At 50.0% G+C, this 26,621-nt stretch carries 24 protein-coding genes and 5 CRISPR repeat arrays; of the genes, 20 read left to right on the forward strand and 4 right to left on the reverse strand.

Going from position 1 to position 26,621, the window contains the following annotated elements:
• Positions 1–34 precede the first annotated feature (34 nt).
• The 13 genes from ACN4EG_RS17060 to ACN4EG_RS17120 all read left to right on the forward strand — a co-directional run bounded on the left by ACN4EG_RS17060 (position 35) and on the right by ACN4EG_RS17120 (position 13,857).
• Positions 35–757 (forward strand): RAMP superfamily CRISPR-associated protein, encoded by a 723-nt coding sequence (locus ACN4EG_RS17060; RefSeq protein WP_431631225.1) that lies wholly within the window; start codon positions 35–37, stop codon positions 755–757.
• On the forward strand, positions 754–2,043 hold the full coding sequence (csx10, locus tag ACN4EG_RS17065) for a type III-D CRISPR-associated RAMP protein Csx10 (protein WP_431631226.1): 1,290 nt from the start codon (positions 754–756) through the stop codon (positions 2,041–2,043). The genes ACN4EG_RS17060 and csx10 overlap by 4 nt, the downstream gene beginning before the upstream one ends.
• 29 nt (positions 2,044–2,072) lie before the next feature.
• Positions 2,073–2,678, forward strand: coding sequence for a hypothetical protein (locus ACN4EG_RS17070; RefSeq protein ID WP_431631227.1), 606 nt, complete (start codon positions 2,073–2,075; stop codon positions 2,676–2,678).
• Positions 2,679–2,680: 2 nt separating this feature from the next.
• Entirely contained in the window at positions 2,681–3,820 is a 1,140-nt protein-coding gene (locus tag ACN4EG_RS17075) for a putative CRISPR-associated protein (RefSeq protein WP_431631228.1), read from the forward strand.
• A 10-nt stretch (positions 3,821–3,830) separates the two neighbouring features.
• Positions 3,831–4,706: a type III CRISPR-associated RAMP protein Csx7 gene (csx7, locus tag ACN4EG_RS17080; protein WP_431631229.1), complete on the forward strand. Its 876-nt coding sequence runs from the start codon at positions 3,831–3,833 to the stop codon at positions 4,704–4,706.
• A 43-nt stretch (positions 4,707–4,749) separates the two neighbouring features.
• Positions 4,750–5,703: an RAMP superfamily CRISPR-associated protein gene (locus tag ACN4EG_RS17085; protein ID WP_431631231.1), complete on the forward strand. Its 954-nt coding sequence runs from the start codon at positions 4,750–4,752 to the stop codon at positions 5,701–5,703.
• Positions 5,700–6,161, forward strand: coding sequence for a hypothetical protein (locus tag ACN4EG_RS17090; RefSeq protein WP_431631232.1), 462 nt, complete (start codon positions 5,700–5,702; stop codon positions 6,159–6,161). Before ACN4EG_RS17085 ends, ACN4EG_RS17090 begins: the two co-directional genes overlap by 4 nt.
• Positions 6,162–6,350: 189 nt before the next feature.
• Positions 6,351–7,355 carry an RAMP superfamily CRISPR-associated protein gene (locus ACN4EG_RS17095; protein WP_431631233.1) on the forward strand — a complete coding sequence of 335 codons (1,005 nt, stop codon included), beginning with the start codon at positions 6,351–6,353 and terminating at the stop codon, positions 7,353–7,355.
• 12 nt (positions 7,356–7,367) lie between these two features.
• The gene (locus ACN4EG_RS17100) at positions 7,368–7,730 is read left to right on the forward strand and encodes a hypothetical protein (protein WP_431631234.1); all 363 of its coding nucleotides are present in this window, start codon (positions 7,368–7,370) and stop codon (positions 7,728–7,730) included.
• Between the two features lie 425 nt (positions 7,731–8,155).
• A CRISPR array of direct repeats spans positions 8,156–9,607; the repeat unit is 35 nt; unit sequence GTTTCATGACCCACTCCCCGCGAGGGGATAGAAAC.
• Positions 9,608–9,929: 322 nt separating this feature from the next.
• Positions 9,930–10,289, forward strand: a complete 360-nt coding sequence (locus ACN4EG_RS17105; protein ID WP_431631236.1) for a four helix bundle protein — start codon at positions 9,930–9,932, stop codon at positions 10,287–10,289.
• Between the two features lie 162 nt (positions 10,290–10,451).
• Entirely contained in the window at positions 10,452–10,676 is a 225-nt protein-coding gene (cas2, locus tag ACN4EG_RS17110) for a CRISPR-associated endonuclease Cas2 (protein ID WP_431631238.1), read from the forward strand.
• Between the two features lie 260 nt (positions 10,677–10,936).
• Positions 10,937–12,309: direct repeats of the CRISPR family, unit length 35 nt.
• Positions 12,310–12,352: 43 nt separating this feature from the next.
• The gene (locus ACN4EG_RS17115; protein ID WP_431631240.1) at positions 12,353–12,496 is read left to right on the forward strand and encodes a hypothetical protein; all 144 of its coding nucleotides are present in this window, start codon (positions 12,353–12,355) and stop codon (positions 12,494–12,496) included.
• Between the two features lie 404 nt (positions 12,497–12,900).
• The gene (locus tag ACN4EG_RS17120; RefSeq protein WP_431631241.1) at positions 12,901–13,857 is read left to right on the forward strand and encodes an IS110 family RNA-guided transposase; all 957 of its coding nucleotides are present in this window, start codon (positions 12,901–12,903) and stop codon (positions 13,855–13,857) included.
• 303 nt (positions 13,858–14,160) lie between these two features.
• On the opposite strand, the gene ACN4EG_RS17125 is transcribed toward ACN4EG_RS17120, so the two are convergent.
• Together ACN4EG_RS17125 and ACN4EG_RS17130 are read right to left on the reverse strand one after the other, a co-directional pair.
• Positions 14,161–14,415 (reverse strand): RpnC/YadD family protein, encoded by a 255-nt coding sequence (locus ACN4EG_RS17125; RefSeq protein WP_431631243.1) that lies wholly within the window; start codon positions 14,413–14,415, stop codon positions 14,161–14,163.
• Between the two features lie 34 nt (positions 14,416–14,449).
• Complete coding sequence (locus tag ACN4EG_RS17130) at positions 14,450–15,037, reverse strand: RpnC/YadD family protein (protein WP_431631244.1); 588 nt, start codon at positions 15,035–15,037, stop codon at positions 14,450–14,452.
• Positions 15,038–15,592: 555 nt separating this feature from the next.
• Between ACN4EG_RS17130 and ACN4EG_RS17135 the strand changes: the two genes are divergently transcribed.
• Positions 15,593–15,778 (forward strand): hypothetical protein, encoded by a 186-nt coding sequence (locus tag ACN4EG_RS17135; protein ID WP_431631247.1) that lies wholly within the window; start codon positions 15,593–15,595, stop codon positions 15,776–15,778.
• Between the two features lie 565 nt (positions 15,779–16,343).
• Here the strand turns inward: ACN4EG_RS17135 and ACN4EG_RS17140 are convergent.
• The gene (locus tag ACN4EG_RS17140) at positions 16,344–17,897 is read right to left on the reverse strand and encodes an ATP-binding protein (protein WP_431631248.1); all 1,554 of its coding nucleotides are present in this window, start codon (positions 17,895–17,897) and stop codon (positions 16,344–16,346) included.
• Positions 17,898–18,246: 349 nt separating this feature from the next.
• Between ACN4EG_RS17140 and cas6 the strand changes: the two genes are divergently transcribed.
• Positions 18,247–19,488, forward strand: a complete 1,242-nt coding sequence (gene cas6, locus ACN4EG_RS17145) for a CRISPR-associated endoribonuclease Cas6 (protein ID WP_431631249.1) — start codon at positions 18,247–18,249, stop codon at positions 19,486–19,488.
• On the opposite strand, the gene ACN4EG_RS17150 is transcribed toward cas6, so the two are convergent.
• Positions 19,485–20,288 (reverse strand): hypothetical protein, encoded by an 804-nt coding sequence (locus ACN4EG_RS17150; protein WP_431631250.1) that lies wholly within the window; start codon positions 20,286–20,288, stop codon positions 19,485–19,487. The two genes, cas6 and ACN4EG_RS17150, sit on opposite strands and share 4 nt — an antisense overlap.
• 422 nt (positions 20,289–20,710) lie before the next feature.
• A CRISPR array of direct repeats spans positions 20,711–21,413; the repeat unit is 35 nt; unit sequence GTTTCATGACCCACTCCCCGCGAGGGGATAGAAAC.
• 37 nt (positions 21,414–21,450) lie between these two features.
• Between ACN4EG_RS17150 and ACN4EG_RS17155 the strand changes: the two genes are divergently transcribed.
• The 5 genes from ACN4EG_RS17155 to ACN4EG_RS17175 all read left to right on the forward strand — a co-directional run.
• On the forward strand, positions 21,451–21,738 hold the full coding sequence (locus ACN4EG_RS17155; protein WP_431631252.1) for a hypothetical protein: 288 nt from the start codon (positions 21,451–21,453) through the stop codon (positions 21,736–21,738).
• Positions 21,739–21,767: 29 nt separating this feature from the next.
• The gene (locus tag ACN4EG_RS17160) at positions 21,768–22,436 is read left to right on the forward strand and encodes a ParA family protein (RefSeq protein ID WP_431631254.1); all 669 of its coding nucleotides are present in this window, start codon (positions 21,768–21,770) and stop codon (positions 22,434–22,436) included.
• The gene (locus ACN4EG_RS17165; RefSeq protein WP_431631255.1) at positions 22,429–22,845 is read left to right on the forward strand and encodes a hypothetical protein; all 417 of its coding nucleotides are present in this window, start codon (positions 22,429–22,431) and stop codon (positions 22,843–22,845) included. The genes ACN4EG_RS17160 and ACN4EG_RS17165 overlap by 8 nt, the downstream gene beginning before the upstream one ends.
• The gene (locus tag ACN4EG_RS17170) at positions 22,838–23,299 is read left to right on the forward strand and encodes a hypothetical protein (protein WP_431631257.1); all 462 of its coding nucleotides are present in this window, start codon (positions 22,838–22,840) and stop codon (positions 23,297–23,299) included. Before ACN4EG_RS17165 ends, ACN4EG_RS17170 begins: the two co-directional genes overlap by 8 nt.
• 362 nt (positions 23,300–23,661) lie before the next feature.
• Positions 23,662–24,227: direct repeats of the CRISPR family, unit length 35 nt; unit sequence GTTTCATGACCCACTCCCCGCGAGGGGATAGAAAC.
• Between the two features lie 480 nt (positions 24,228–24,707).
• Positions 24,708–25,490: direct repeats of the CRISPR family, unit length 35 nt; unit sequence GTTTCATGACCCACTCCCCGCGAGGGGATAGAAAC.
• Between the two features lie 236 nt (positions 25,491–25,726).
• On the forward strand, positions 25,727–26,621 hold an 895-nt coding region (locus ACN4EG_RS17175), incomplete at its 3' end, for a TIGR03985 family CRISPR-associated protein (RefSeq protein ID WP_431631260.1).

Here is a 26,621-nt window from a genome sequence, read left to right on the forward strand (position 1 = left end):
TTTGTATTCAAAAAATGCTGGAATGATGCGCCTTATGGTTATTCTAAATCAACTGACAGATCGCATTTTGCAGGACTTTGAGATTACGGCGACGATTGATACGGCTCTTTGCATTGGATCAGGAACAGCATCATCTTCATTGATGGATAAATCCATCGTCCGCAATGCTCAAGGGCAATTGATTATTCCGGGGTCGCACTTGAAAGGCCGTTTACGCCATGAGTGTGAAAAACTGGCTCGTAGTTTAGGCTGGTGGATTGCAGAATCTCCTGCCGCAGATAAGCTCTGTCCCCCTGAAGAACAGATTCCCCAGAATTTGAGACAGCGCTATCGGGTGGATGGCTATTCTGGTTTTCACTGTTGGATTTCTCAGTGGTTTGGGGATCCTATTTTGCCTTCTCGGATTGTGGTTAATGATTTGGTCTGTAACTACGCCAAAGATGAGCTAATGGAGGTAATACGGCCTGGGGTGGCGATCAACCGTCGGCGTCAAACCGCAGAAGACCAGAAGCTGTTTTTCCGAGAAACCTCACCATTAAATGCCCAGCTGAACTTTGTTGGGTCAATTCAAATTTATGTGCCTCAGGTACCGCCTGAAGATATTCAAGCAATACGAGTGCTGATGATAGCGGCGCTCAAGCGTATTGATGCACTGGGGGGGAGCAAGTCGGCTGGGCTGGGTTGGTTAACCTGGCAACTGCCACAGGTACAGGTAACCGCAGAAATCTTGAATAGGTTGAAAGGGGAACGGGCATGATAGCGATCGAACTCAAAATTACGGCCCATGCGGCTTTAGCGATCGGGCGACAAAAGCCAGGAACGTCTGTCAGCGAAGCGGAACAGTTCATTCCTGGGGGGGTGATTCGAGGGGCGATCGCGGGTTATATTTTGCGGTTAGCGGGACAACAGGGACAGGATTTAAGTCAATCTGATAATGAGTTTCGGGATTTATTCCTGGGGGCTGAACCTGCTATTTTCCAGAATGCGTACTGTGCGATCGCTAAAGAAAGTGAGCATCAGTGGCGTTGTGTTGATGAACGAATTCAAGTCTTGCCTGCTACAGCGGTCAGTGCAAAAAATAATCCGGGGTTTAGGGCTGGGGATGCTAAAAAAGGGGGGGTTTTTGATACCTTAATCGATCGCTTTTGTGCGGATCAGGTGGGCTATCCCTATTCGCCTACTTGCCCGATGGATGGCGATCGGGTTGAGCCGTTTAGTAGTTTCTATAGTTGCGATGCCCAGAATAATTATCGACAGCACAAAGCCAGTACTCGCTTCTTGACTAGGGTGGGAATTAATCGACGCAGAGCTACGGCACAAGACCAAATGCTATACAGTGTTGAGGTTTTGAATGAATCCTTTGTTCGAGATACCAAGCAACAGCGGGTCAAGTGGGAGTATGTGGCCTATCGGAGTATCATTTATTGCCCCGATCAATTAGCCCCGTCGTTAGTGAATTTTATTAACTGCCATGGCAACACTTTTCGGTTAGGGGGGAGTACTTCTAGAGGTTTAGGTCGTGTAATCATGCAAGCTGTGGAAAAGGCTGGTCAGCAGGAGTCTTTACCGGAAACAGTGGGCGATCGGATTCAACGGTTTAACCAAAAGCTGCAAGAGCGTTGGCAGTTGTGGAGCGTACTGGGACAGGGAAAGGCGTCTCCTGTGGCTGAGAAGCAATTTTTTGCAATTACTTTGCAAGCGGAGGCAATTCTATCTGAACACTGGCGGAGGACGATGGTGTTGTCAGGGGAGATGCTACAAGCCATGACGGGTGTGGCGGATGGGAGTCTCAAATTGGAGGTGGCCTATAGCAGCTATGACTATCGCGGGGGCTGGAACTCTGCATGGGGGCTGATGAAGGATATGGAGTTAATGACTAATCGGGGGGCTGTGTATTTATTTAGCACGACTAATCTTCAGGGTTGGCTGGAGGCTTTGACGAAGCTAGAGGTTCAGGGCATTGGCGATCGAACTGTTGAGGGGTTTGGACAGGTTTCAATTTGCAATCCATTTCACACTATTTTTCGGGAGGCTGCCGTATGACGCTACCATTTGCAAAGCTGCAACAACTGATGCTGCAAATTGATTTAGAAAGCCGCTATCGACAAGATGCCATCATCACTCAGATTAGGCAAATAGTTAAGAACTTCAACATTGCAGTTGCAGAATCTGATCCAAAGAAAGCTCCATTTCGAAATGTACTAAATGTTGCCATGGAGCCTGCTAGTTCGTTGGAGACTATCAAGACTTACATTCGTTACCAGAGTGGTCGTCGAGAAACAAATAAAGTCTGGGTCACAACCTACGATAATCAACGCTTTGCTAATGGCGTAATTGCCTCGATTGATGCCCTAAGTAATGATGTCAAAGGTATTTTGGAGGAGGTTAAAAACCGTTTGGATGATCGGGAAATTAAGGATTATTTAACCGACCAGAAAGATCGAATTGAGCAAGACTTACATTTGAAGTTAGCAAGGCTTTATTTTGGCTATCTTTACCGCGAGTATACTGCTGCGATCGGGGAATCTCCTACACAAGGAGATCGCTCATCCAAATCACAGAGTAAGGGACAGGATTCACCAAAACCAAAGCTCAGTAATAAATCAGAGAATCCTACCCGAGGGGGAAACTTTGCAGCTACCCAGCGTCCACAGCCTCCTCATAACCATCATCGCTAATCATGTTTGAAACTTCCAAGCCTAAAATTGTTATTTCGACGATCGGCACTAGTTTATTAACCAATCGGGTCGATCGTAATAATCCAGATGAGAAGACTTGGCAGACTGAACTGAGAGATGAAGCGAACCTATCAATGAAGGTTACTTCCATTCAGGTTCAGGGTCTGATCCAGCGCTTAAAGGAACGAGCTGAGCAGCAACTTGGCAAGGGAATTGCAGCAGTCCGTCGGGCCAGTGCCGAACTGAACGGGATCTATGGTTTGTATGACGAGGATTTAAGTCAAGCTAAACAGGATATGCAATGGTTAATTGCAACTGATACTGCTCAGGGATGTGTCACTGCTGAGATCGTTGAAGCGTATCTGCGGCAACAGGGACTCACTCAGGTGGAAATCTATATGCCTAAGGAACTTTCAACCGCCAGTACGGAGCATTTTTCGGAGGGAGTTGATGATTTGATTAGTTGGTTACAACAAACGATCGAACCGCTCCGCGATCGCTATGAAGTTATTTTTAACTTAGTGGGTGGTTTCAAGAGCCTACAGGGTTATATGAACACGATTGGGATGTTTTATGCCGATGAAATTGCCTACATTTTTGAAGGCCAAGGTTCACCACTGATTCGGATTCCTCGGCTGCCGATTTCAATCGATGAATCGATGTTAGAGCCTCACAGGATGCAGTTAGCATTAGCCAATGCTGGAGGGATTTCGGTAGCCGCCGCCGTAGGTATTCCAGAAATAATGCTGGGAACCGTGGGAGATCGTAAGGTGCTTTCGACTTGGGGGTTACTGTTGTGGAATAAGGTAAAACAAAAGTTGTTGTCACAGAATTTATTGGCTTTCCCACGGTTGAAATATGCGACTACATTTACCACGGATTATCAGAATGTTTTAAATCCGGTGGAGCGATGTCAGATTCAAAGTCTGTTGGCGGAGGTTACTAGTTGCTTAGAAGCCAGCAATGGAGATACTAGTGCATTGGCTCGGTTTACCTACACTCGTTATAAAAATTCGGATGCAATTGACCATTTTCGGGTCAATGATGCGATGCGGATCAGTTGTCGTAAGGTGGATAGCTGCTTAGAGTTGCGCTACTACGGCACCCATGAGCACGTAGAACGATCGGAAGGATTACGTTAGGAGTTGAAGGATGTTTGATAAATTTCAAAATCGATTGGAAATTATTGGGACTTTGAATACAGTGACAGCTATTCGGGTGGGGGCTGGCCGATCGATTGATCCGATCGGGACGGATTTACCTGTGATGAAGGATGTGCTGGGGCAGCCGATTATTCCAGGGTCAAGCTTTAAGGGGGCGTTGCGATCGCGGGTTGAGGCTTTCCTCCGGGCAGTTAATTCTGATTTTGCTTCGGCTCCGTCTGATCTGATTGATAAACCTCAAGATGATATCAAAAAACTCAAGGAAGCCTATAGGGCTGATCCTGACCGCAATGATGAGGCTTTGACAAAGGCAATTTTAGCGAAAACTGATCAAGTCTCGCAGATTTTTGGTGCACCTTGGTTGGCGGGGAAATTGCAGATTCGTGATTTGACGGTGATGCCGGGAACTTGGTTTGGGCAGTACCAGGAACGGGATGGGGTAGGCATCGATCGGGATACGGAAACGGCAGTCGGTGGGGCAAAGTATGACTTTCAGGTGGTGCCTGCGGGGACGGTGTTTCAGTTTCAGGCGGTGATAGAAAATGCTGAGGATTGGCAGTTGGGATTGCTGATGTTGGGGCTGAATCAGTTTGAGCGGGAGCAGGTGCCTTTGGGAGGGGCACGATCGCGGGGATTGGGGGTGGTAAAGCTAGAGATTGAGGCGATGAATTGGGTGGATGTTTGTAGGGACGGGAGTACAGAGCCTGATCCAGAGAAAGTTTTGACGTATATTCAGTGTTTGGTAGAGGCCGATGGGATACCGTTTGAAGATGGGTTGTTGCAGCGGAGTCGTTGGGTGGCATCGTTGATTACCTATCTTCGGAATACGCCGACAGAAATGGCTGGGGCTTCGAGTGTTGAATAGATCGTTGAATCAAGCAGTGATGGGAATGAATGGGTAAAGGGATATGCATAAGCAGCTTGTGAATCAATGTTCGATCGAATTTGGTCTGGAAGCTCAGGGGCCGTTGTTGATTAAGGCGAGTGGACAGGGCGGTGATCCGACGAAGCCGGATATGGAATTCGTGGAAACCTATCGTGATGGGCAAAAGAGTATTTATCTACCGGGGAGTTCTTTGAAAGGGGCGATTCGGGCATACGCAGAAAAATTAGTTCGGACAGTTGGAGGGGATAACTCATCCAGTAAAACGATTTGGGCCAATGATCCTCTCAGTAAAGATAGGAGTCAGAAGCGATTCAAGCGCGAGGGTGAAACGAGTAGTGATATTTACAAGACTTCTAGTTTTACTGAACAGATGTTTGGAAATACTGATATAGCAAGTCGGGTTCGAATTGATGATGCCTATCCTGATCCTGAGTTGCCTGTGATCCTGGAGGAGCGCAATAGTGTGGCGATCGACCGGGTTTTGGGGTCAACCTCTGGGGCGGGGTTATTTAATTATCAGGTTTGTACCCAGGGTCGCTTTGTGACTACGCTGCATTTGAAGAATTTTAGTTTGGCCCAGTTGGGATTAATTGGGTTGGTTTTAAGGGATTTGGATGAGGGGTGGTTTTCGATCGGCTATGGGAAGTCGCGGGGGTTGGGGACGATGAAGGTGGTTTACCGAAAGGCTGTGGTACAGTATCCCACTTGCATTGTGGAAAATGACCAGATTAAACGGGTGGGACATGCTAAAGTTTGGCCCCGCCAGTCTCTGTTAGGTGCGGGAGAGTTTTTTGCAGAAGGGAAAAAGAATCCCTATGGCTTTCCCTATCCCGATCGCCAGGAGGCTGCGATCGGCGTGAGCCCGATGGAATTGGGATTTGGTGCGGAAATAGTGTTACAGGGGGATGTGCAAGTTAAAGATTTGTTTATGCGATCGGTGAAGGCTTGGAAGATTGCTGTGGGGATTGATGCATGAGTTATGTTGCTTATGGATCGGTGGCTTCTCAAGAGTCACTAGGAGCATTGATTAAGAAGTATGCAGGGGAGCAGGCTTGCTATTTTCTGCGCTGGAGTCATCGGGTCAGTGGCATGGTTCGAAAGTTGCCGGAGAGCTTTGAGCAGGCGGCGGGGCAAGTGTTTAATGCCTCGATCGAGTTGCGCTGGAAGCGGCAAGGAGCGCAGAGTTATGAGGTTTTGCTGCTATCCCAGGATGATCAGCGGGTGTGTGAGGAGGGTTTGGTACGGATGGCGGGGGATTGGGAGACGCAGGTGCAAAAGGTGCTGATGCATGATTATAAGCGGCAGAATCCGCAGTATCCTAAGCCGTTTGTTTATGAGGTGGATTCTCAGCACATTCGGCAATGTTATTTTCGCGATCGACGATCGGGCATTGTGCATTTTGTTGCGTTGGTGTTGTCGGATAATCGATCGTGATTGCAGGATGTGTTGATCCCCCTCAATCCCCCTTGGTAAGGGGGACTTTGAGAAAGGTATTGCTTATTTTATGACTCGATTTAAATTGATAAGCAGATTTTTAAGGAATTATCGTTGAATTTGCTTTGATTTTGGGATTGGATTTATCTAGTTTGATTTGCGTTGTTGCTTGTTTTTGGGAGGTGGGTTATGGCGAGGCAGGACGATCAGCCGAAAGCCTTTGATTTTGTGAGTTTTCCTGGGGAGGCTCCGAAGAAGAAAGAGTTGGTGGGGCACGATCGCTGGCGGGACGATCGCTTCCATGGGGTGTTGCAGGTGCGGCTGACGGTGGAGACGGCTCTGCATAGTTCGACAGGGAATATTGTGTTGGGGCGGGATGTGGGGGTGGATGAGCCGTTGGTGGGGCCGTTGGTGCAGCGCAATGGGCAGTGGATTATTCAGGGGAGTTCGTTGAAGGGTTGTGTTCGATCGGTGTATGAGGCGATTACGAATAGTACTCTGGGAACGAAACCTAATAAAGATTGTCGAGTAGATCGATCTCGCCTACCAATGAAAGCTTTTAATGATCGGAAAAACCCATCTTTGGAATTGTGTCCGGCGAGTCGGGTGTTTGGGGCGATGGGGTTCCAGGGCTTGGTGGAGATTGGGGATGCGGTGGCCGATCGTGCGCCGAGTATTGTGCGGGTGCAGCCGTTGTTTGCACCGCAGTTGGGGCCGGGTTATGAGGATGCGGCGGGAATGGCGCGGGGGCGGAAGTTTTATTACCATGGGCGGCGGTTGGCGGAGGGGGGCAGTATTCCGATTCAGGCGGTGATGGCAGGGGCGCAGTTGACGACGCAGATTCGGTTTAAGAATTTGGAGTCGGCGGATTTGGGGGCGCTGCTGGTGGCGTTGGGGTTGGATGAGAAGTATCGTTTTGCGTTGAAGCTGGGGGCGGCTAAACCGTTGGGATTGGGGACGGTGAGTGTGGAGGTGACTCAGGCTGAAATTAGTAATGGGAAAGAATTGCAGGCTAGGCGCTATGCAGATTACGTTGTGAAGCCTGATTGGTTAACGGGGAAGAGGTTGCACGCGGTGATGCGACAGCATATTACGATCGCGCATCAGGAGTTAATTCAAAAACCGCAGCTTGAGCAGTTGGTGGAGATTTTGAAATTTCCGACCGATCGGGAGCCGATCGAAGGGATTTATTAGGAGGATTGATTGATGAAAAAGCGAGATTGGCAGGTGGTGGACAGGCTGGCTCGGTACTGGGTAGAGCAGCGGACGGATGATACGGAGGTGCGCCGTTTGGTGAGTTATTTGCGGCAGTTGATTCAGCGGGGGGAGGCGATGGCGGGCTATCGGATGTTTGAGTATGTGCGGGTGTTGAAGATGAATGGGGCGGCGATGCAGCGGAGTAATCAAACGACGGTGCATTATGAGGAGATTTGTGAGGGGTTTGAGGAGTTTTTGGAGGATTATCGAGGGGAGCCGCAGCGGTTGTTGGAGGTGCTGGGCTGGACGGGACGGGTGATGCGGTATTACAAAGGTGGAAAGGAAGTAGGAAGTAGGAAGGCGGAACGCTGAAGTGGGAAGGCGGAACACTGAGGTAGGAAGTAGGAAGTAGGAACGCTGAAATTAAGAGAATTTACAGTTCTAGTGATGCTATGAGAAATGATCTTTGTTCATACTTCAGCGTTCACACTTCATCCTTTCCCGATCGTCCCGTAGATTCTAAATAATTCCTTAAGCATAGGGAATTAGCTCTGGATCCCCCTTGCACTTTTTCTCTATACAGACTATCGTTTTGGTATCGTCTAATCGACGCACCCCCTCCGATCCTTGAAAACCGCATAACTTCGTTGACCTGCGTCGATGCCTTATCCTGTAAGGGTTTCGGGCTCTAAGTCAAGGCTCTTATTGACAGTTTAGCTGAGCTTATTGACAGCAAAAATGACCTGCGTCGATTTGGCTTCTGAAACCCGCTGAGGGCAAGGCCCCCTGAACGAAGGGTTTCATGACCCACTCCCCGCGAGGGGATAGAAACAGCCGTACATAAAAAAACTCCTTGAATTCTATGAATTTCAAGTTTCATGACCCACTCCCCGCGAGGGGATAGAAACAAAACCCTGGTATTGAGTTATTTCCCGCTCGGTAAGCAGGGTTTCATGACCCACTCCCCGCGAGGGGATAGAAACCTGTTGACCACGAATGCTAGCGTCACGCTCATTCCACTGTTTCATGACCCACTCCCCGCGAGGGGATAGAAACTGCGACACTAGGGTTTAAGCCATCAACTGCAATGTTGCGTTTCATGACCCACTCCCCGCGAGGGGATAGAAACATTTCCACCAGTGTTCATTGTCGAAGTAGCACCACCAGTGTTTCATGACCCACTCCCCGCGAGGGGATAGAAACTCGTGTTCTCCAATCACAACGTCTGCAATAATCTCTTGTTTCATGACCCACTCCCCGCGAGGGGATAGAAACAGGAAAGATCCCAGTCATTGCGCCGATCCCCGTAGTAGTGTTTCATGCCCCACTCCCCGCGAGGGGATAGAAACACGAGGGCAGTTCGGGCAAATCTTTAGGAGAAGCTAACCAGTTTCATGACCCACTCCCCGCGAGGGGATAGAAACGATTGCATGCGTTCTAAAGTTTCTTCCAGTTTTGTAGAGTTTCATGACCCACTCCCCGCGAGGGGATAGAAACTTTGAGACTTTCATGATTTTTTTCTCCGAAAGAGGTTGTTTCATGACCCACTCCCCGCGAGGGGATAGAAACCGCTTCTCATCAACACCCCGTGTTCCAAGACTAAAAGCCATGGAGTTTCATGACCCACTCCCCGCGAGGGGATAGAAACCCTTTAACCGTAGCTTCTGCACCAGAAAGACTACCAGTAGGTTTCATGACCCACTCCCCGCGAGGGGATAGAAACACGACATAGAAAACAACAGAAGTAATGACAGTAATACTAGTTTCATGACCCACTCCCCGCGAGGGGATAGAAACTTCACAGATTGAAGGTTTTCAGGATGAGCTTTTGTGCCAAATGTTTCATGACCCACTCCCCGCGAGGGGATAGAAACTTCACCAAACCCAACTGGAACGTTAAATTCCAGGGGGGTGTTTCATGACCCACTCCCCGCGAGGGGATAGAAACCCTTATTTGCCCCCGAGTAATCACCTGTTCGCTGCCCACCGTTTCATGACCCACTCCCCGCGAGGGGATAGAAACTCAACAACAGCTGGGGTCATAGATAAAATCGGAATTCTATAAGTTTCATGACCCACTCCCCGCGAGGGGATAGAAACAAAACTCCACTTGTGCCTTGCACGACGTTAGATGGAGCGAGTTTCATGACCCACTCCCCGCGAGGGGATAGAAACTGCTTTCGCCTTCTTGGGTTTTCACCTCAAGACTGCGAGTTTCATGACCCACTCCCCGCGAGGGGATAGAAACAACAAGAAAGTAGGAAGTAAGAACGCTGAACGCGGAAACTACAAGAATTCACACTTCAGCGTTCACACTTCAGCCTTTCTAGGAAGTAGGAACGCTGAACGCAGAAACTAAGAGAATTCAGAATTCCGCCTTTCCCGATCGTCCTTTCGACTTCAGCGTTCATCCTTCCGCCTTTCCCGATCGTCCTTTCGACTTCAGCGTTCCTACTTCCTACTTCCGCCTTTCTTCCCCGTTTATTTCAAACAAACTCCGGGTATCCTAAGCATGTCTACCATTCCTACCCACTTCCGCGTTCCGCGTTCCGACTTCAGCCTTTCTTATTTATGTTTGACCTTCGCGATCGCACAAAAGCCTTTGCCCTGAGAATCATCAAGGTCTACACCGCCTTGCCCAAAACCACTGAAGCCCAAGTAATCGGCAAACAAGTCTTGCGCAGTGGCACCTCAGTGGGTGCGCATTATCGAGAAGCAAAACGTGCCCGATCGATCGCCGAATTCATCAGCAAAATTGAAGGCGGCACCCAAGAACTCGAAGAAACCATCTACTGGCTAGAACTCCTCACTGAAGCCGAAATCATCTCCTCAGAGCGTTTACAGCCACTCATGGAAGAAGCCAACGAACTAATGGCCATCTTAACCAGTAGTGTGAGGAAGGCGAAAATAAGTAGGAAGGCTGAAGGCTGAACGCGGAAACTAAGAGAATTCACACTTCAGCCTTCATACTTCAGCCTTTCTAGGAAGTAGGAAGTAGGAACGCTGAAATTAAGAGAATTTACAGTTCTAGTGATGCTATGAGAAACGATCTTTGTTCATACTTCAGCGTTCACACTTCATCCTTTCCAGAGGTTGGCGAAGTTTTTGGAGGGGTATGGGCGGCGGGTGCAGTATTCGGTGTTTGAGTGTTTTTTGTCGTTGGATGAGATGAGGCTACTTTATGACAAAGTGCGATGGCGTGTGAAGGAAGGTGAAGATAATGTGCGATTTTATTGGATTCCGAAGGATGCTGTGGCTAGAACGTTGACCTTGGGGAGTCCACCACCGGAGGAACCGCCCAAAGTTTACATAATTTAGCTTTTTTGGGGATGGGCTAGGGGTTGACAGTTTTAGGTAGCTCGGTAGAATTATGGGGTGAGGGTTCTTCCCACGCAATCCGACAGAACCTTGAAAACCGCATAACTTCGTTGGATTGTGTGTGAGCCTTATTCTGCAAGGGTTTTAGGAAACTGCCTTTGCCTTTATTGACCTTAAAACAGGCTTTATTGATTAGTACAAACCTATTGTGTGGATTTGCCTTCTCAAGTCCGCTCAGGGCAAGGCTCCCTAAGCGAAGGGTTTCATTACCCACTCCCCGCAAGGAGACAGAAACTACTCCACCAGTTTTTCAGAGTGTAATAGAATGTGTTCGTGTTTCATTACCCACTCCCCGCAAGGGGACAGAAACCGCTGATCGAGGGTTACTGGATTGTTGTTGCCGTTGTTTCATTACCCACTCCCCGCAAGGGGACAGAAACAGGTACTGGACTAGAAGAAGGGAGTTTTAACGCCCACTCCGTTTCATTACCCACTCCCCGCAAGGGGACAGAAACCTTTGCGAAGATGAATTCACCATTCTTAAAGCGTTGATTGTGTTTCATTACCCACTCCCCGCAAGGGGACAGAAACCTTGTGCTAGATGTTTAGCTGTTGCGCGTTTCTTACCTTGAGACTGTTTCATTACCCACTCCCCGCAAGGGGACAGAAACAATACTATTCCTGCTAACACCAGAACGAATCTTTGAACAGGTTTCATTACCCACTCCCCGCAAGGGGACAGAAACACTTCATTCTCCTAGTTTTTCAGTTTTATTACAAGTGTGTTTCATTACCCACTCCCCGCAAGGGGACAGAAACAAGTAGCAGTCATGTTTCTAGCCCTCCTAGGACTATAGTTTCATTACCCACTCCCCGCAAGGGGACAGAAACCTCACAGACGAGATCGATCTGGCAACCAGCAACGGGAGCGGTTTCATTACCCACTCCCCGCAAGGGGACAGAAACTTGTAGGGTATTTCATCCTAAATTCCTTGTGAACTACTGTTTCATTACCCACTCCCCGCAAGGGGACAGAAACCTTTGTTGTGGCTGCAACTTGAGCTGTTGCTCGTATTGGCTGGTTTCATTACCCACTCCCCGCAAGGGGACAGAAACGATGTGCGACTCATGGATTTTCTCCATAAAGAGTTTACGTTTCATTACCCACTCCCCGCAAGGGGACAGAAACGACCTTCAATTGAAGCTGATGACCGAATTAATCCAGTCGTTTCATTACCCACTCCCCGCAAGGGGACAGAAACCACCACCACCCCGAATTGGAAGATGCCAGGATCGGTAATATCTAGTGTTTTATTACCCACTCCCCGCAAGGAGACAGAAACCTTAATTGGTACTCTGAGAATTGGTACTGTTTCATTACCCACTCCCCGCAAGGGGACAGAAACTCGGCAACAATGACCCCGCCCACATCTTTGCGACCCTCTTTTGTTTCATTACCCACTCCCCGCAAGGGGACAGAAACTACCTTCGGTAATGGCGGTTTTTTGCACTGACGGGGTGTTTCATTACCCACTCCCCGCAAGGGGACAGAAACGAATCGTATCAGAGATGTGGAGCGAGCACTTAATCTTGCTCAGGTTTCATTACCCACTCCCCGCAAGGGGACAGAAACTTGCGCTATACAGCCATGCTCACTGCCTGATTACTGACCCTGCATGAGTTGGACTGATGCAGGGTTCTTTTTTCTCACTCACTTCCCATTCCAACCCAAGGTGGCACGCAAATCTGCAAAAGCTACTGCCCACAAGGTGCTGAAGCACACTCCCACTTGGCAATGGGTGATTCCCTATGACGTTTGAATGCGCTCAACGGACTGAGTACAACAGATAACCTGAAGCTAGAGGAGGACTATGAAGTGAATCTAGAAGAAGACATCAACCTGAATGACTAATTCTTGAACCGCTTCATACCAAATCAACTAGTGATTGCAACACATAACGCTCCCCCCAAATCCCCCTATCTCCTTCGGAGAGGCTATGCCAAGAAAAAGGGGAGCTTTGAAAGAATTTGCCTGAATTCCCCCCTTGTATCTTAAGAGTAGTGGTAGACCGCTCCCCCTTAGGTTTCTCAAAACCGTAAAAAAGCTTGGGTCGCCACAGTCCTCGAAGTGCTGAGAACTCGTAAAATCGCCTGGACTTCTAAGTCCGCATGGAGCAAGGAAGAGCGCAGCCTTCGACCGATGGTATCTGATGGAGGTTTTCTTATGGAGCAGCAATCACAATGGGTGGGTATTGATGTCAGTAAAGCGAACTTAGATGTTTATCTTCGACCCAGTGGTCAGCAGTTTCAAGTCAAAAATCAAGCCAGTGGAATCATTGAATTGATCAAACAACTGCAAGGGTTCAAAATCCAACAAGTGATTTTAGAAGCGACTGGAGGACTAGAACTTGAAGTTGCTCAAGCCCTGCAAAAACAAGGGTTTGCCATTGCTATCATCAATCCTCGACAAGCCCGAGATTTTGCCAAAGCCAGTGGCAAGTTGGCCAAAACAGATCGAATTGATGCGGCGGTGCTAGCGCACTTTGGTGAAGCGATGCAACCTGCCATCACTATTCTAGCCAGTGCTCATGAACAAGCCCTACAAGAATCCGTCACTCGTCGTCGTCAACTGGTCGAGATGTTAACGGCTGAGAAGAACCGTCAGAGTAGTCTACGCGGTAAGATGCGGCAGGATGTCGATGAGCATGTGGAGTGGTTAGAGAAACGCATTCGTCAACTCGATGATGAAATTGAGCAACTCAGTCAGGCTCATGACCAATGGCGATCACGCATGGCTCTGCTGACGAGTGTGCCAGGGATTGGCAAAGTGATTGCAACCACCCTCATCGCCGCTTTACCTGAGTTGGGACAAGTCAGTGATAAACGCATTAGCGCCTTGGTTGGGGTTGCTCCGCTCAACCGAGATAGTGGCAAATACCGGGGGGCTCGCACCATTTGGGGGGGACGAGCCAATGTTCGGGCTTCACTGTACATGGGATCACTGGTTGCCGTACAACACAACCCAGTTTTGAAAGCCTTCTATGCCCGACTTGTGTCCCAGGGGAAGGCAAAGAAGGCAGCTTTAACGGCTTGTATGCACAAGTTATTACGAATTCTCAATGCCATGATTCGAGATGGCAAACCTTGGCAGCCTGCTATTTTAGCGACTGAGGAAGGTTAACGGTTGATCTGGTTTTAACGTTTTGTGTTTCGAGCTGTTGAGTAAGACTCTAACTATGACTTAGGGTTAGATTGTTGCGCCAAATTCTTGTCTAGGGCGAGAGGTCTGTCCGTTATGGGATCGCATAACGGACTTGACATTTAAGATAATCGCTTTTTTCTAGCGCAGCGGCGCGTAGCGCGGGGGCTAGGGGCGATCGGATCTGTAGCATTGATTAATCAATTCGGTATTACATCGGACTCTACAATCTGGTTATGGCATTTGATATATAGAACTGCGCGATCGCCCCTTAATTCTCCACCTTTACTGATCCGTAAGTTGAGCTTGCAGCGCTTGGATCTGTTCGATGGTCAAGCCAGTGACTTCAGCAATCGTCTCCACAGGCAGCTTTTGACGAAGTAAATTCAGTGCGATCGTCTGGGTCGCTTTTTCCATCCCCTTTTCTTCCCAACTGGTCATCGTCTCCATAATCGCCTCCTTTTCCCGTACCTCTAGTTTATCAATTTCAGCCTGAAACCGTTGCTCTTCCTGCGCAGTCAATCGTAGATAGCTATCCACTGGTATTAGGAGATCGCCCCTTAATTCTCCACCTTTACTGATCCGTAAGTTGAGCTTGCAGCGCTTGGATCTGTTCGATGGTCAAGCCAGTGACTTCAGCAATCGTCTCCATAGGCAGCTTTTTACGGAGCATATTCAGCGCGATCGTCTGGGTCGCTTTTTCCATCCCCTTTTCTTCCCAACTGGTCATCGTTTCCATAATCGCCTCCTTTTCCCGTACCTCTAGTTTATCAATTTCAGCCTGAAACCGTTTCTCTTCCTGTGCCGTCAAGCGCAGATAGCTATCCACAAACTGGGAAATCAACTGACTCTTAGCCGGATTCAACTTCAGCGTCACCAACAGCCGCAAACATTCCGCCTTCACCTTCGGTCGATCGCGCTCCTCGATCGCCATCTTTGCCATTAAGGCCGCTGCCACCGGATTCGGGCGATTGAGAAAGTCCCGCCAGTTCAACTGATTTAACTGAATCGACGCAAAGTTAAATTCCAACACCTTCAAGTTGGGAAATTCTACACTGTACTGATTTTGAGCTGCTTCCTTCGGTTGTTCGTAGGAAAAAAGAGCAATTGGATAAATTCGTTTTAAATGCTTTTGGTGTAGGCGGGAGAAGTAGAAAAACAATCGCTGGGGGAATCGTATTTGATAGGTTGATTGTCGTTTAATGCAATAGATTTAAAACATCGTCGATCGCGAATGCTCGATCCCCCTAAATCCCCCTTCAAAAGGGGGACTTTGAACTAATTTGGCTAAATTCCCCCCTTTTTAAGGGGGTTAGGGGGGATCGGCTCTATATTCCCCCCCTTTTTAAGGGGGGCTAGGGGGGGATCAAATCTACGCGATCGACGATGTTTTCAATTTACTGATGTTCTTTGATCGCGCTACAAAACTTAACCACCCTGTACGGTTGACGGGGGAAGAGATCGCCGCTACATTGCTATAGTTAAGCAGCAATCGGAGATTCTAACTCTGCTGCTAATCAGCCCGAAAAACTAGCGCGATCGCCTTGAGCGTAAGGCCCTCAAAACGATCGCTAAGCCCCCAAGCTGTCCTAAGCAGCATGGTGACCTGGATTGCATTTTAGCACCCCAAGCCGCCCTGTTTCGCCATGTCAGAAAACGGGGCGGCTAGCTTTTTGGGTTTTCCTCGTCCATTTACTTCACGTTTTGAGGAAAACCTATGACTCGCTATACCAAGAAAATCAAACTCCAACTGAGCGGTGACAACGATGCTGTTGAGGCGGCGATCGGCATTTTGCACGTTCTCAATTTCATCAGTGCCCATGAGTGGAGTCAAACCGTCCGCAAACGGGGAGAACCCACCGTCGTCCGCGTGGCAGCTAGGGAGATTATGCTAGAAGGGTAGATCCCCCTAAATCCCCCTTAATAAGGGGGACTTTGAACTATTTTTACTAAATTCCCCCCTTTTTTTCTAGCGTTAGCGGCGCGTAGCGCGGGGGGCTAGGGGGGGATCAAATCTACGCGATCGACGAGATGTCTGATCCCCCTAAATCCCCCTTAATAAGGGGGACTTTGAACTATTTTTACTAAATTCCCCCCTTTTTTTCTAGCGTTAGCGGCGCGTAGCGCGGGGGGCTAGGGGGGGATCAAATCTACGCGATCGACGAGATGTCTGATCCCCCTAAATCCCCCTTAATAAGGGGGACTTTGAACTATTTTTACTAAATTCCCCCCTTTTTTTCTAGCGTTAGCGGCGCGTAGCGCGGGGGCTAGGGGCGATCGGATCTGTAGCATCAAATTAATCAATTTGGTATCAGAGCGTTTACAGCCACTCATGGAAGAAGCCAACGAACTAATGGCCATCTTGACCAGTAGTGTGAGGAAGGCGAAAATAAGTAGGAACGCTGAACGCTGAAATGAAAGATGTTTTCCGACTCCCGCGTTCACCCTTCCTCCTTTCTTCCGATCGGCTACGCATAAATGACATCGATCGCGCGTCCCGATTCCGTCTGATGAATTTCCGATCGTAATCGTTCTTGTATGGGCGGGATTGCTTCCCGTCGATCGAAAATCACCAGCCAGCCAAAATCTAACCCCATCCGCGCCAAATATTTGTCAATTTGCTCCAAACCGCGCGCCAACTGATCCCGGCCATCATCCCGCTGCACCTTAATTTCAATCCCCAACCGCACTGCGCCATAGCACAGGTACAAATCCATCCGATCTCGACCGATTGCATACTCCCGTTCTAGCATTCCGCCTCCATTCACCACCCGATGTAAAAATGCCATCAACACTAAGTGGGGTGCAATTTCATGGTACAAGGCACTCTTCAGCAACGGCTCCCCATGCTGAAGCCAAAACGCCATAAATGCCTCCCGCAACGCCACCAGATTCAACGCCCCCGCCGCCGTTAGCCAAGTTGGTGCAATCGTCGGCAAACTATCCTGGGGACCCTGCGCCAACACACGCACCAAAACCTCCCGATAAATCGGATTCGCCACCACCAACCCACCGTGATTTTCCCGTCGCAACAACCCCAAATCAATTAGAAAACGACGATCCTCTTCACTCGACTCACCCAACTCTCGCCCCGCCATCATTGGCTCCAAAACAGCCCGCACTCGCCGTTCCCGTAGTCTTTCCGCCAAACTGTCGAGGTGCGTATCCTGCCGACGAATTAAATTTTCCTTGGCAATTTGGATATGCTGCGGTTCGATCGCTCTTGTTGGATCAGGGACAACCACCTCCACACATTGTCGCGCCAAGGCATTGACCAACCAAGGCTGCCCCATCGTTAGCTCATACGCTAATGCCAACGCTGCAGGAGTGAAAACTTGACCCGTATCTTGAGTATGCTGATGATAGAGTTCCGCCACTTCGGCTGCTGTAAAATTACGAATCGTTAGCGATTCAACTTTAATATTAAACGGACTCGCCGTATGCAGATTTTCACTGCCACCAGACGCAATTTTATAATCCCGCACATCCCGCAATCCAATGAGACCGATCGATTGCGGAAAACCCTCCGGTCGATCGGGATACCCCGATCGTAATTGTCTGAGAACAGAAAGCAAGGACTCATCCCGCAAGGAATCAACCTCATCAATCAGCACCACCAATGGCCGTGATGCTGTAACTGCCCAGTCCTGTAGTGCCGTCTGAATTCGACTGCCAACCTCAGCGATCGGGGGCCAATTGACTGGGCGCAACTCAGAGGGTACTCGTACTCGAATAGCCAGTTGCCAAGATGCTAAAATCGCTAGCTCTGCCTGCCCAATATCATGGGGAAAGGGTGCTCCCACCTCCGCTGAAACCATCACCGCTGTATACCGTCCTGATTCCATTAGTTGTTTCGCTAGCGACAACATCGCCGTCGTCTTACCCGTTTGGCGCGGCGCATGAATTACAAAATAATTCCGTTGCTCAATTAAGCGCTCTAAATTTGGCAATCGATCGGTTGCTGGCAGCATGTAGTGGATGTCAGCTTGACAGGGGCCAGCGGTATTGAAGTGACGGCGCATAGGACAGGGGGATAACAAGATCGCCTCAGCATCATAACAAATCCCCAGAGGCTACCAAGGGAGTAGCGTATAAGTAACGTCCCAAGTGGATAGAGGGGTAGGGGGTAAACGGGTAGGGGGGTGAATGAACCAGGGATATAGCTGTAGCCAAGTAAATTAGGATAGTTTTATTTTTGCTTGCCAGCCAGCCGATCCCCCCTAGCCCCCGCGCTACGCGCCGCTGCGCTAGTAATAAGGGGGGAATTCGACCAAATTCTCTTAAAGTCCCCCTTATTAAGGGGGATTTAGGGGGATCGAATTTGTCGCATAGATGGATTAACTTCATACCGCCATTCTAACTTCATGGGCTATGGCTATAATTTGCATAAATCGCCTGCGCTTTCCATCCCCCATGCCCCAGCCCCCCAAAAAATCCCAAAAACCTCCACTCACTTGGCCCAACCAGCCCGACCTTATTGGCCTTCAATTCACCCTCCAACCCCAGCAAAACTGCACCCTGCCCAGCAACTACACCTACTGGTTACACGCCTGGTTCCTCGATCAAATCCGCACGATCGATCCCAACATTTCCGCCTTCCTCCACGACAACCAAACCGAAAAAGCCTTCACCCTCTCCGCCTTCCTCGGTGAGATTCAAACCCACGATCGCAGCCTCAGCTTCAGCAGCAGCCACACCTACCACTGCCACATCACGGCCCTCTGCGCCCCCGTTTGCCAAGCCCTGCGCCAGTGGCTCACCCAGCCACCCCAGCAACTCACCCTAAAAAACACCCCCTTCCAAATCCTCAACTGGCAAATTGCCCTGCCCGCCACGACCTACGAAGCCCTCTGGGACAGCCCCCCGCCACCGGATCTCAGCCTCACCTTCCTCAGCCCCACCGGCTTCCGCAAAAACGGCAACCACATGCCCCTGCCCATCCCAGAAAACCTCTTCCATAGCTACCTGCGCCGCTGGAATACCTTTGCTCACCTAGAGTTTGAGCAAGACGAGTTCCTGGCCTGGGTGAATGAATGCGTTGTGTTGCTGCGCCATGATATCCGATCGCGCAAAGTCCAACCGGGCAAACAAGGCTCTGTCACTGGCTTTATCGGTAGCATCCAACTCGGCCTCACCCCCAAAGCCCAGCAGGAACCGGAATATGTCCAACTGGTTCACGCCCTGATCCAAGCTGCGCCCTACTTCGGTACTGGACATAAAATCACCTTCGGGCTGGGTCAGACCCGTCTGGGCTGGATGCCCACGGCGATCGACCTGTTCCTTAATTCCGTTGATGACAGCAGCGATCGGGCGGCGGAGAACAGTATTTACAATTCTAGTGAGAATGGGACGAGCAATTTAGATACGGACGTTTCCCAACTCCGAAAAATGTTGATCAAAACTCGTACAGCGGAATTGGAACAACAATTCATTCGCACTCGCAAACGTCAAGGCGGCGATCGGGCTAAAAACATCGCCCACCTCTGGGCTACGATCGTGGCTCGCCAAGAAACGGGAGATAGTCTCAAGGCGATCGCGGCTGACCTGAATTTGCCCTACGAAACTGTCAAAAAATACGCCCAACTGGCCCGCAAACAACTAGCAGAGTTCTAGATTTCACGGCCATAGAAAATCGGTTCCACGTCCAGCCGCACGGGGCGTTGCTCGGCCATGTCAATGTATTGCATTCGGCGTTTTGGGGCAATGCAGGCCATGGCGATCGCGACACTCATCATTTTGGTGCCTCCGGTGATATCGGCGATCAGGAGTTCTTCTTTGAAGGGGGATTCTCGGAAAATTTGATTGGTTACTTGAAAAATTTGTTCATAGTCGTATTCAAAGATGGGTGGCTTGCGGTGAATGGTGATGGTGTGTTGGTATTTCCAATCGAGATAGCGTTGTAGGAGTTGGGCGGTGGGGGCGGAGTCTGGGCTAGACAGTAACCAAACTTCTTGCAGGGTGCCTGCGGTGTAGTGATAGTCGATCGCGTTGAGTTGCGGTTGTTGATTGGATTGAGAAAAGTTAATGGCTTCAAAGTCGGTCTGGTTGACGGTTGGGCTGGTCATAATTTTCTCGATGCCAGCGGCGATCGTGGTGGCTGCGGGGGTTTGGCTGCGGGGGCTGTAGGGGCTGACCAGCAGGATGAGGCCCTTGGCGGGTTGGGGAATTTCTTTAGTCAGGGAGAGGCCGCGCAGGCGCAGGGCTTCGCGTTGGCGTTGGCGATCGTAGAGCCACCAGCCCGCTGCAATGAGGGGGACGGCGATGAGGCCGATCGGGTTGGCGTTGGAGATGAGGCCAATGAGGGCGTTGATGGCGGCGAAGCCAAGGAATTCTAGGGGGGAGGTGGGGGAGATGATGCCGGGGGAGTCGGAGCGCTTGGTGAGGGCGGAAGGGGAAGCATCGGCTGGGGACATAGGGACCTCGCGAGTCAGGGGGTTGTCTTGTTTATTAGGATAATGGCTGGTTGGAAGGGGGGAGTACCGATCTTGAAGTAGGAAGGCGGAAGTAGGAAGGCGGAACTGAGAGAATGAGGGTTATCTTCCGTTTTCTTTTTTTGTCTAAAGAGATGCTTAAGTTTGGGTGATGGGTGTGGGGTTGGGCTTGCCGTTTTTCTCTAGAGGGGGTATCTTTTTGGTATCGTCTAATCGACGCACCCCCTCCGATCCTTGAAAACCGCATAACTTCGTTGACCTGCGTCGATGCCTTATCCTGTAAGGGTTTCGGGCTCTAGGTCAAGGCTCTTATTGACAGTTTAGTTGAGCTTATTGACAGCAAAAATGACCTGCGTCGATTTGGCTTCTGAAACCCGCTCAGGGCAAGGCTCCCTGAACGAAGGGTTTCATGACCCACTCCCCGCGAGGGGATAGAAACGGTAAGCAGGATGCTTTCACGCCAACTTCCTAGGAGTTTCATGACCCACTCCCCGCGAGGGGATAGAAACTTCATCGCAGGGGTTACCAGCAACTTACATCCTGGTACTGTTTCATGACCCACTCCCCGCGAGGGGATAGAAACCGGGTAACGATTGCCTGGCGGCTCACCTCACGCCCATGTTTCATGACCCACTCCCCGCGAGGGGATAGAAACGAGTCTTCCAGTCACCGTCAGTGGGGAGAATGACGCACTGCTCTTGTGTTTCATGACCCACTCCCCGCGAGGGGATAGAAACGAGGATAATGTCCCCAGGGATGGTACCCCCGATTTTTTCGGTTTCATGACCCACTCCCCGCGAGGGGATAGAAACAAGAAAGCAATTCTTGGGGACTGCCGACGGTTCCACTCGGGTTTCATGACCCACTCCCCGCGAGGGGATAGAAACCATCCGCCGTCATCGGCCCAGTCGTATCTTGCGAACCGATAGTTTCACGACCCACTCCCCGCGAGGGGATAGAAACAAAGCAATCCAACCAGCCAAGTTCAGAGAAGTCTCCTCTGGTTTCACGACCCACTCCCCGCAAGGGGACAGAAACAATTCATCAGCCGCGATCTGATCAGCAAGAAGTTGTTTCACGACCCACTCCCCGCGAGGGGATAGAAACAACAAGAAAGTAGGAAGTGGGAACGCTGAACGCTGAAATGAAAGACTTTGTTCTACTTCAGCCTTCACACTTCAGCCTTTCCCGATCGCCCTTCACACTTCAGCCTTTCCCGATCGTCCTTCCGACTTCAGCCTTCACACTTCAGCCTTTCCCGATCGCCCTTCATACTTCAGCCTTCCGACTTCCTCCTTTCCCGATCGCCCTTCCTACTTCAGCGTTCATACTTCAGCCTTTCCCGATCGTCCTTCACACTTCAGCCTTTCCCGATCGCCCTTCATACTTCAGCCTTCATACTTGCCCGATCGTCCTTCAGCCTTTCTCCTAATACGCTACGATAACCATAGATAGATAAAAATGGTAAGTATGATTGTTCTCTGTACCCATAACGATGGAGGTGTAGGAAAAACGACACTAGCAGTCCACATTGCAGGTGCCTTACAGACCCAACTGGTTCGCTTGTTACTGATTGATTGTGACGACCAAGCTGATTTCTGGCAATTTTATAGCGATCGACTCCCGCAGCAGAACAAAGACATCTTCATTAGTGAAGATATCTCAATTATCTGGAACCGAAAACGAGAGGCCGTTCGACGACTCGCTAAATTAGAACAGTATGACCATATCGTACTGGACATGGACAGTGCATTGCAAAATTCTGTCGAAATGATTTTAGGTAGCCAGCCAGACCTTATCTTTGTCCCCATCAACCGCTCCCAAAAGGTGAAAGCCCTCAGAAATTTGCCGCGCACATTAACTGTTGTCGCGCAATTAGGGGAAAAAATTGGCTATACCCCCCGTACGATCGTTGTACCTCTCGGTATAGATGCCGCTGAAATTGAACCCATTCGCCAAAAGCCTGAATTGAATGGATTTTCCTGGAAAACGGCCCCTGCGATTCCAGACTTGCAAGATTTGATGCAGATTGCTATCTACCAGGACAAAAAATATATTTGGCAATATCCTGGTCAAGCCCACCTGTTGGACTATTTCTTAAAATTGTTAGGAGATGAAACCAATGAATAATCTACAATCCCAATCTCTTGACCCACTCGCCCAAAATGCAATTTCAATGGGAATAGAATCCATTAATCAAACAGAGACACTAGAGAAAATCACACTAGAGTTTGATCAACTGAGTAGACATAAATTAAAGCGGCTTGCTAATAGTCTTACATTATCTGTAAGAACAGTTATAGAATCTGCAATTAACTATACCTGTAGTTACATCATTGAGTCTGATACAACGCTGAATGACCTCTGGATAGATGACTTGCCTAACCCCACCTTTCCCGTCAAAATCACGCTTTCCCTCGAAACGACTAAAAAACTAGAACAAGTTGGCATGAGCCAATCCATTAACCAATGTGCCATTATTGGGATTAATCTACTTTACGATCGACTTCTTTCCCATACGCCTCCTATCCATGACTGATTTTCTCGCGATCGAAGCCCTAATCAACGGCATTGTTTCTGCCGATACCACCTTGAAAGGCGAATTAGGTCGTCGTTTTGCCCTTTACTTAGGATTAACCCCAGGCGAAATAGGTCGTGATGGGGGATGTGATGGGACAGGCGAAATCAATGGCAAATCCATCTACTTCCAGTCGAAATTAGAGCGAGAAAAGATGGATGCCTCAAGGGCAGCCGAATTCTATGGCAATGTTGGCCTGCACCAAGCCAACATTGGAATCATGCTCTCTGGTGCAGGCTACACCCCCGGCTTTGCCCAACGCCTTGCCAAAGATCCTTATTTGACACAGCGATACGAGATCCATCTTCTCTCCCTACGCGACTTATTTGAGGAAAGTACAGCATTCCAGCAAGCCATCGTCAGTCTGCCACCCCTTCGCAATTTACGAAATTTTCAGTTTCAGGATTTACTGTAACTAGGCATGCTGCAACAAAAGGATGAACGCGGAAGGTGGAAATGATTTTCAGCTTTCAGATTCCACATGGCTTCCTCTGGGTGTCTAAAGAGATGCTTAAGTTTGGGTGACGGGTGTGGGGTTGGGCTTGCCGTTTTTCTCTAGAGGGGGTATCTTTTTGGTATCGTCTAATCGACGCACCCCCTCCGATCCTTGAAAACCGCATAACTTCGTTGACCTGCGTCGATGCCTTATCCTGTAAGGGTTTCGGGCTCTAAGTCACGGCTCTTATTGACAGTTTAGCTAGGCTTATTGACAGCAAAAATGACCTGCGTCGATTTGGCTTCTGAAACCCGCTGAGGGCAAGGCCCCCTGAACGAAGGGTTTCATGACCCACTCCCCGCGAGGGGATAGAAACAGAGGCCTTTGCACCTTGAGAAGCTTTTCATGATATAACAGTTTCATGACCCACTCCCCGCGAGGGGATAGAAACTATGTTTCATAGTAGATTCTCCTAAAGTAAGCTATTTTCTAGTTTCATGACCCACTCCCCGCGAGGGGATAGAAACCGTCCTATCTAGGTTTTTACAAACAGTTTATCAGTTACCCGTTGTTTCATGACCCACTCCCCGCGAGGGGATAGAAACATTAGCCATGATGAAGTCTCCCGGGGATTTTTTCCCCGTTTCATGACCCACTCCCCGCGAGGGGATAGAAACAGTCTATTGATTTCAAGGGAACACACGAAGAAAACAGGAACAGTTTCATGACCCACTCCCCGCGAGGGGATAGAAACAACCCGAAGTGCGAGAGCTGGAAACCCATTCCAACCGTTGCGTTTCATGACCCACTCCCCGCGAGGGGATAGAAACTCTTTTCACAGTATCCGCAGATTGGGAGATTATCCCAATCAGTTTCATGACCCACTCCCCGCGAGGGGATAGAAACGGGGGGAAAGTGAGAAGTAGGAACGCTGAACGCTGAAACGAAGAGAATTCCGACTTCAGCCTTTCCCGATCGTCCTTCACACTTCAGCCTTCACACTTCAGCCTTTCCCGATCGTCCTTCCTACTTCAGCCTTCACACTTCAGCCTTTCCCGATCGCTCTTCATACTTCAGCCTTCACACTTCATACTTGCCCGATCGCCCTTCATACTTCAGCATTCACACTTCAGCCTTTCCCGATCGGGTCTTGACAGTTTTGGTTAGCTCGGTAGAATTATGGAGTGGGAGTTGTTTCCACGCGATCGGTCAGAACCTCGAAAACCGCATAACTTCGTCGGATTGTGTGTATGCTTTGCGGCATAAGTTTTCTGGTCGTCAGAGTGTTATTTTTGGGGGTTAAATCCAGGCTGTTTTTGGTAGTACAAATCTATTGTGTGGATTGAGCCTCTGAAAGTGGCTCAGGGCAAAGCCCCCTGAACGAAGGGTTTCATGACCCACTCCCCGCGAGGGGATAGAAACGGGTGATTGTGATCAGTATACTGAGACAAGCTCAGTCGAGTTTCATGACCCACTCCCCGCGAGGGGATAGAAACCTGCAAAACCGATTCCACCACGAATATCTCTGCTGGTGTTGTTTCATGACCCACTCCCCGCGAGGGGATAGAAACTCTAAAATTCGGATCGTAATATACGCAAATCTCGTTTGCTTGATGGTTTCATGACCCACTCCCCGCGAGGGGATAGAAACTTTCGCCGAGAAGGAAGGACGAACGAATTAGAGAAAACTCAACTGTTTCATGACCCACTCCCCGCGAGGGGATAGAAACGTTCCAGTCAAAATTCCATCCACCGCACCTTCAACTGGTTTCATGACCCACTCCCCGCGAGGGGATAGAAACACAACTCCTAATAAAAAAGATTCGAGGGAATCACACGCTGTTTCATGACCCACTCCCCGCGAGGGGATAGAAACGGTTTTAACTGCTAAGCCTAGGCAAACCCCATAGGGGTCAGGTTTCATGACCCACTCCCCGCGAGGGGATAGAAACGAATAAACTGCCAACACATTGAAGGTGAGTCGCCATATGGTTTCATGACCCACTCCCCGCGAGGGGATAGAAACAGAGCGGCTGCTTGTGCCTGAGACTGGGAGGTAGAGTTTCACGACCCACTCCCCGCGAGGGGATAGAAACACATCTCGACCTGTTGCAACTCTTGAAAAAACACACCGTGTTTCACGACCCACTCCCCGCAAGGGGACAGAAACAACAAGAAAGTAGGAACGCTGAACGCTGAAACTAAGAGAACTCACACTTCAGCCTTTCCTGATTGCCCTTCCTACTTCAGCCTTTCCCGAACAAGTGAGAAGTAGGAACGCTGAACGCTGAAACAGAAGACGTTTTCCTACTTCAGCCTTCACACTTCATACTTTCCCGGAACCCCTCCCTTCCACCTATCCGCTACGATCGTCCCATCCCGATCATTTCCAGTTTCCGCCTTACCATGTTCCCCACCTTCGACCATCCCCCCACGATCGACCTCCTCAGCCACCTCACCTCCGGCACCCTCAACCAACCCAACAACCTCGCCAAAGCCCTCCGCCTCTGGACGATCCTGCAAACCCTATACAGCGAAGAAACCGACCCCCTCCCCCCCAGCTTCACCTCCGCCCAATGGCGCAACCTCCACTACCCCAACGGCTTCCCCCTCCACACCGCCCACACCCTCCTGAAAAACACCCCCATCGACCTCCACACCTGGACGATCGACTACACCCACCGCTACCCCAAAGAAGCCCCCCACCTGACCCAACGCCTCCAGGAAATCCCCTTCAAAATCAGCGATCGTACCCTGCGCAACGACTTCGCCACCCTCGCCACCCTCGGCTGGCTCCACCCCCAAGGCAGCGGCAACCAACGCCAATACCAACGCACCCCCATCAACGGCCAACAACGCTTCATCCTCGACCTCGAAAACATCATGTCGAGCGACCTCTCCCACCAACTCACCCACTTCCTCCAGCAACTCCACCAACTCTGGCAAGCCCCCCTCACATCCCCCATCCGCCTGCAATACCGCAGCGCCCGCCGCTACCAAGCCGAATTCGACCTCATTACCTACCCCGTCTGCATCTACTACTGCCAACGCGCCCCCTACCTCTTCGCCTACGGCCAAACCCCCAACACCCCCGACACCCTCGCCTGGTACGACTACCGCCTCGACCACATCCTCAACATCACCCCCATCACCTGGGCAGACGTCCCCCCCACCTGGCTGCCCAAAAACGGATCAACCCATCCCCCCCCCCCCAAACCCCCAACCACCCCACCCACACACCACCCCACCCCCCCCCACCCCCCCCCCACCCCCCCCCCACCCCCCCCCCCCCCCCCCCCCC

The organism is Alkalinema pantanalense CENA528 (assembly GCF_050753345.1).
Lineage (GTDB): Bacteria > Cyanobacteriota > Cyanobacteriia > Leptolyngbyales > Leptolyngbyaceae > Alkalinema > Alkalinema pantanalense.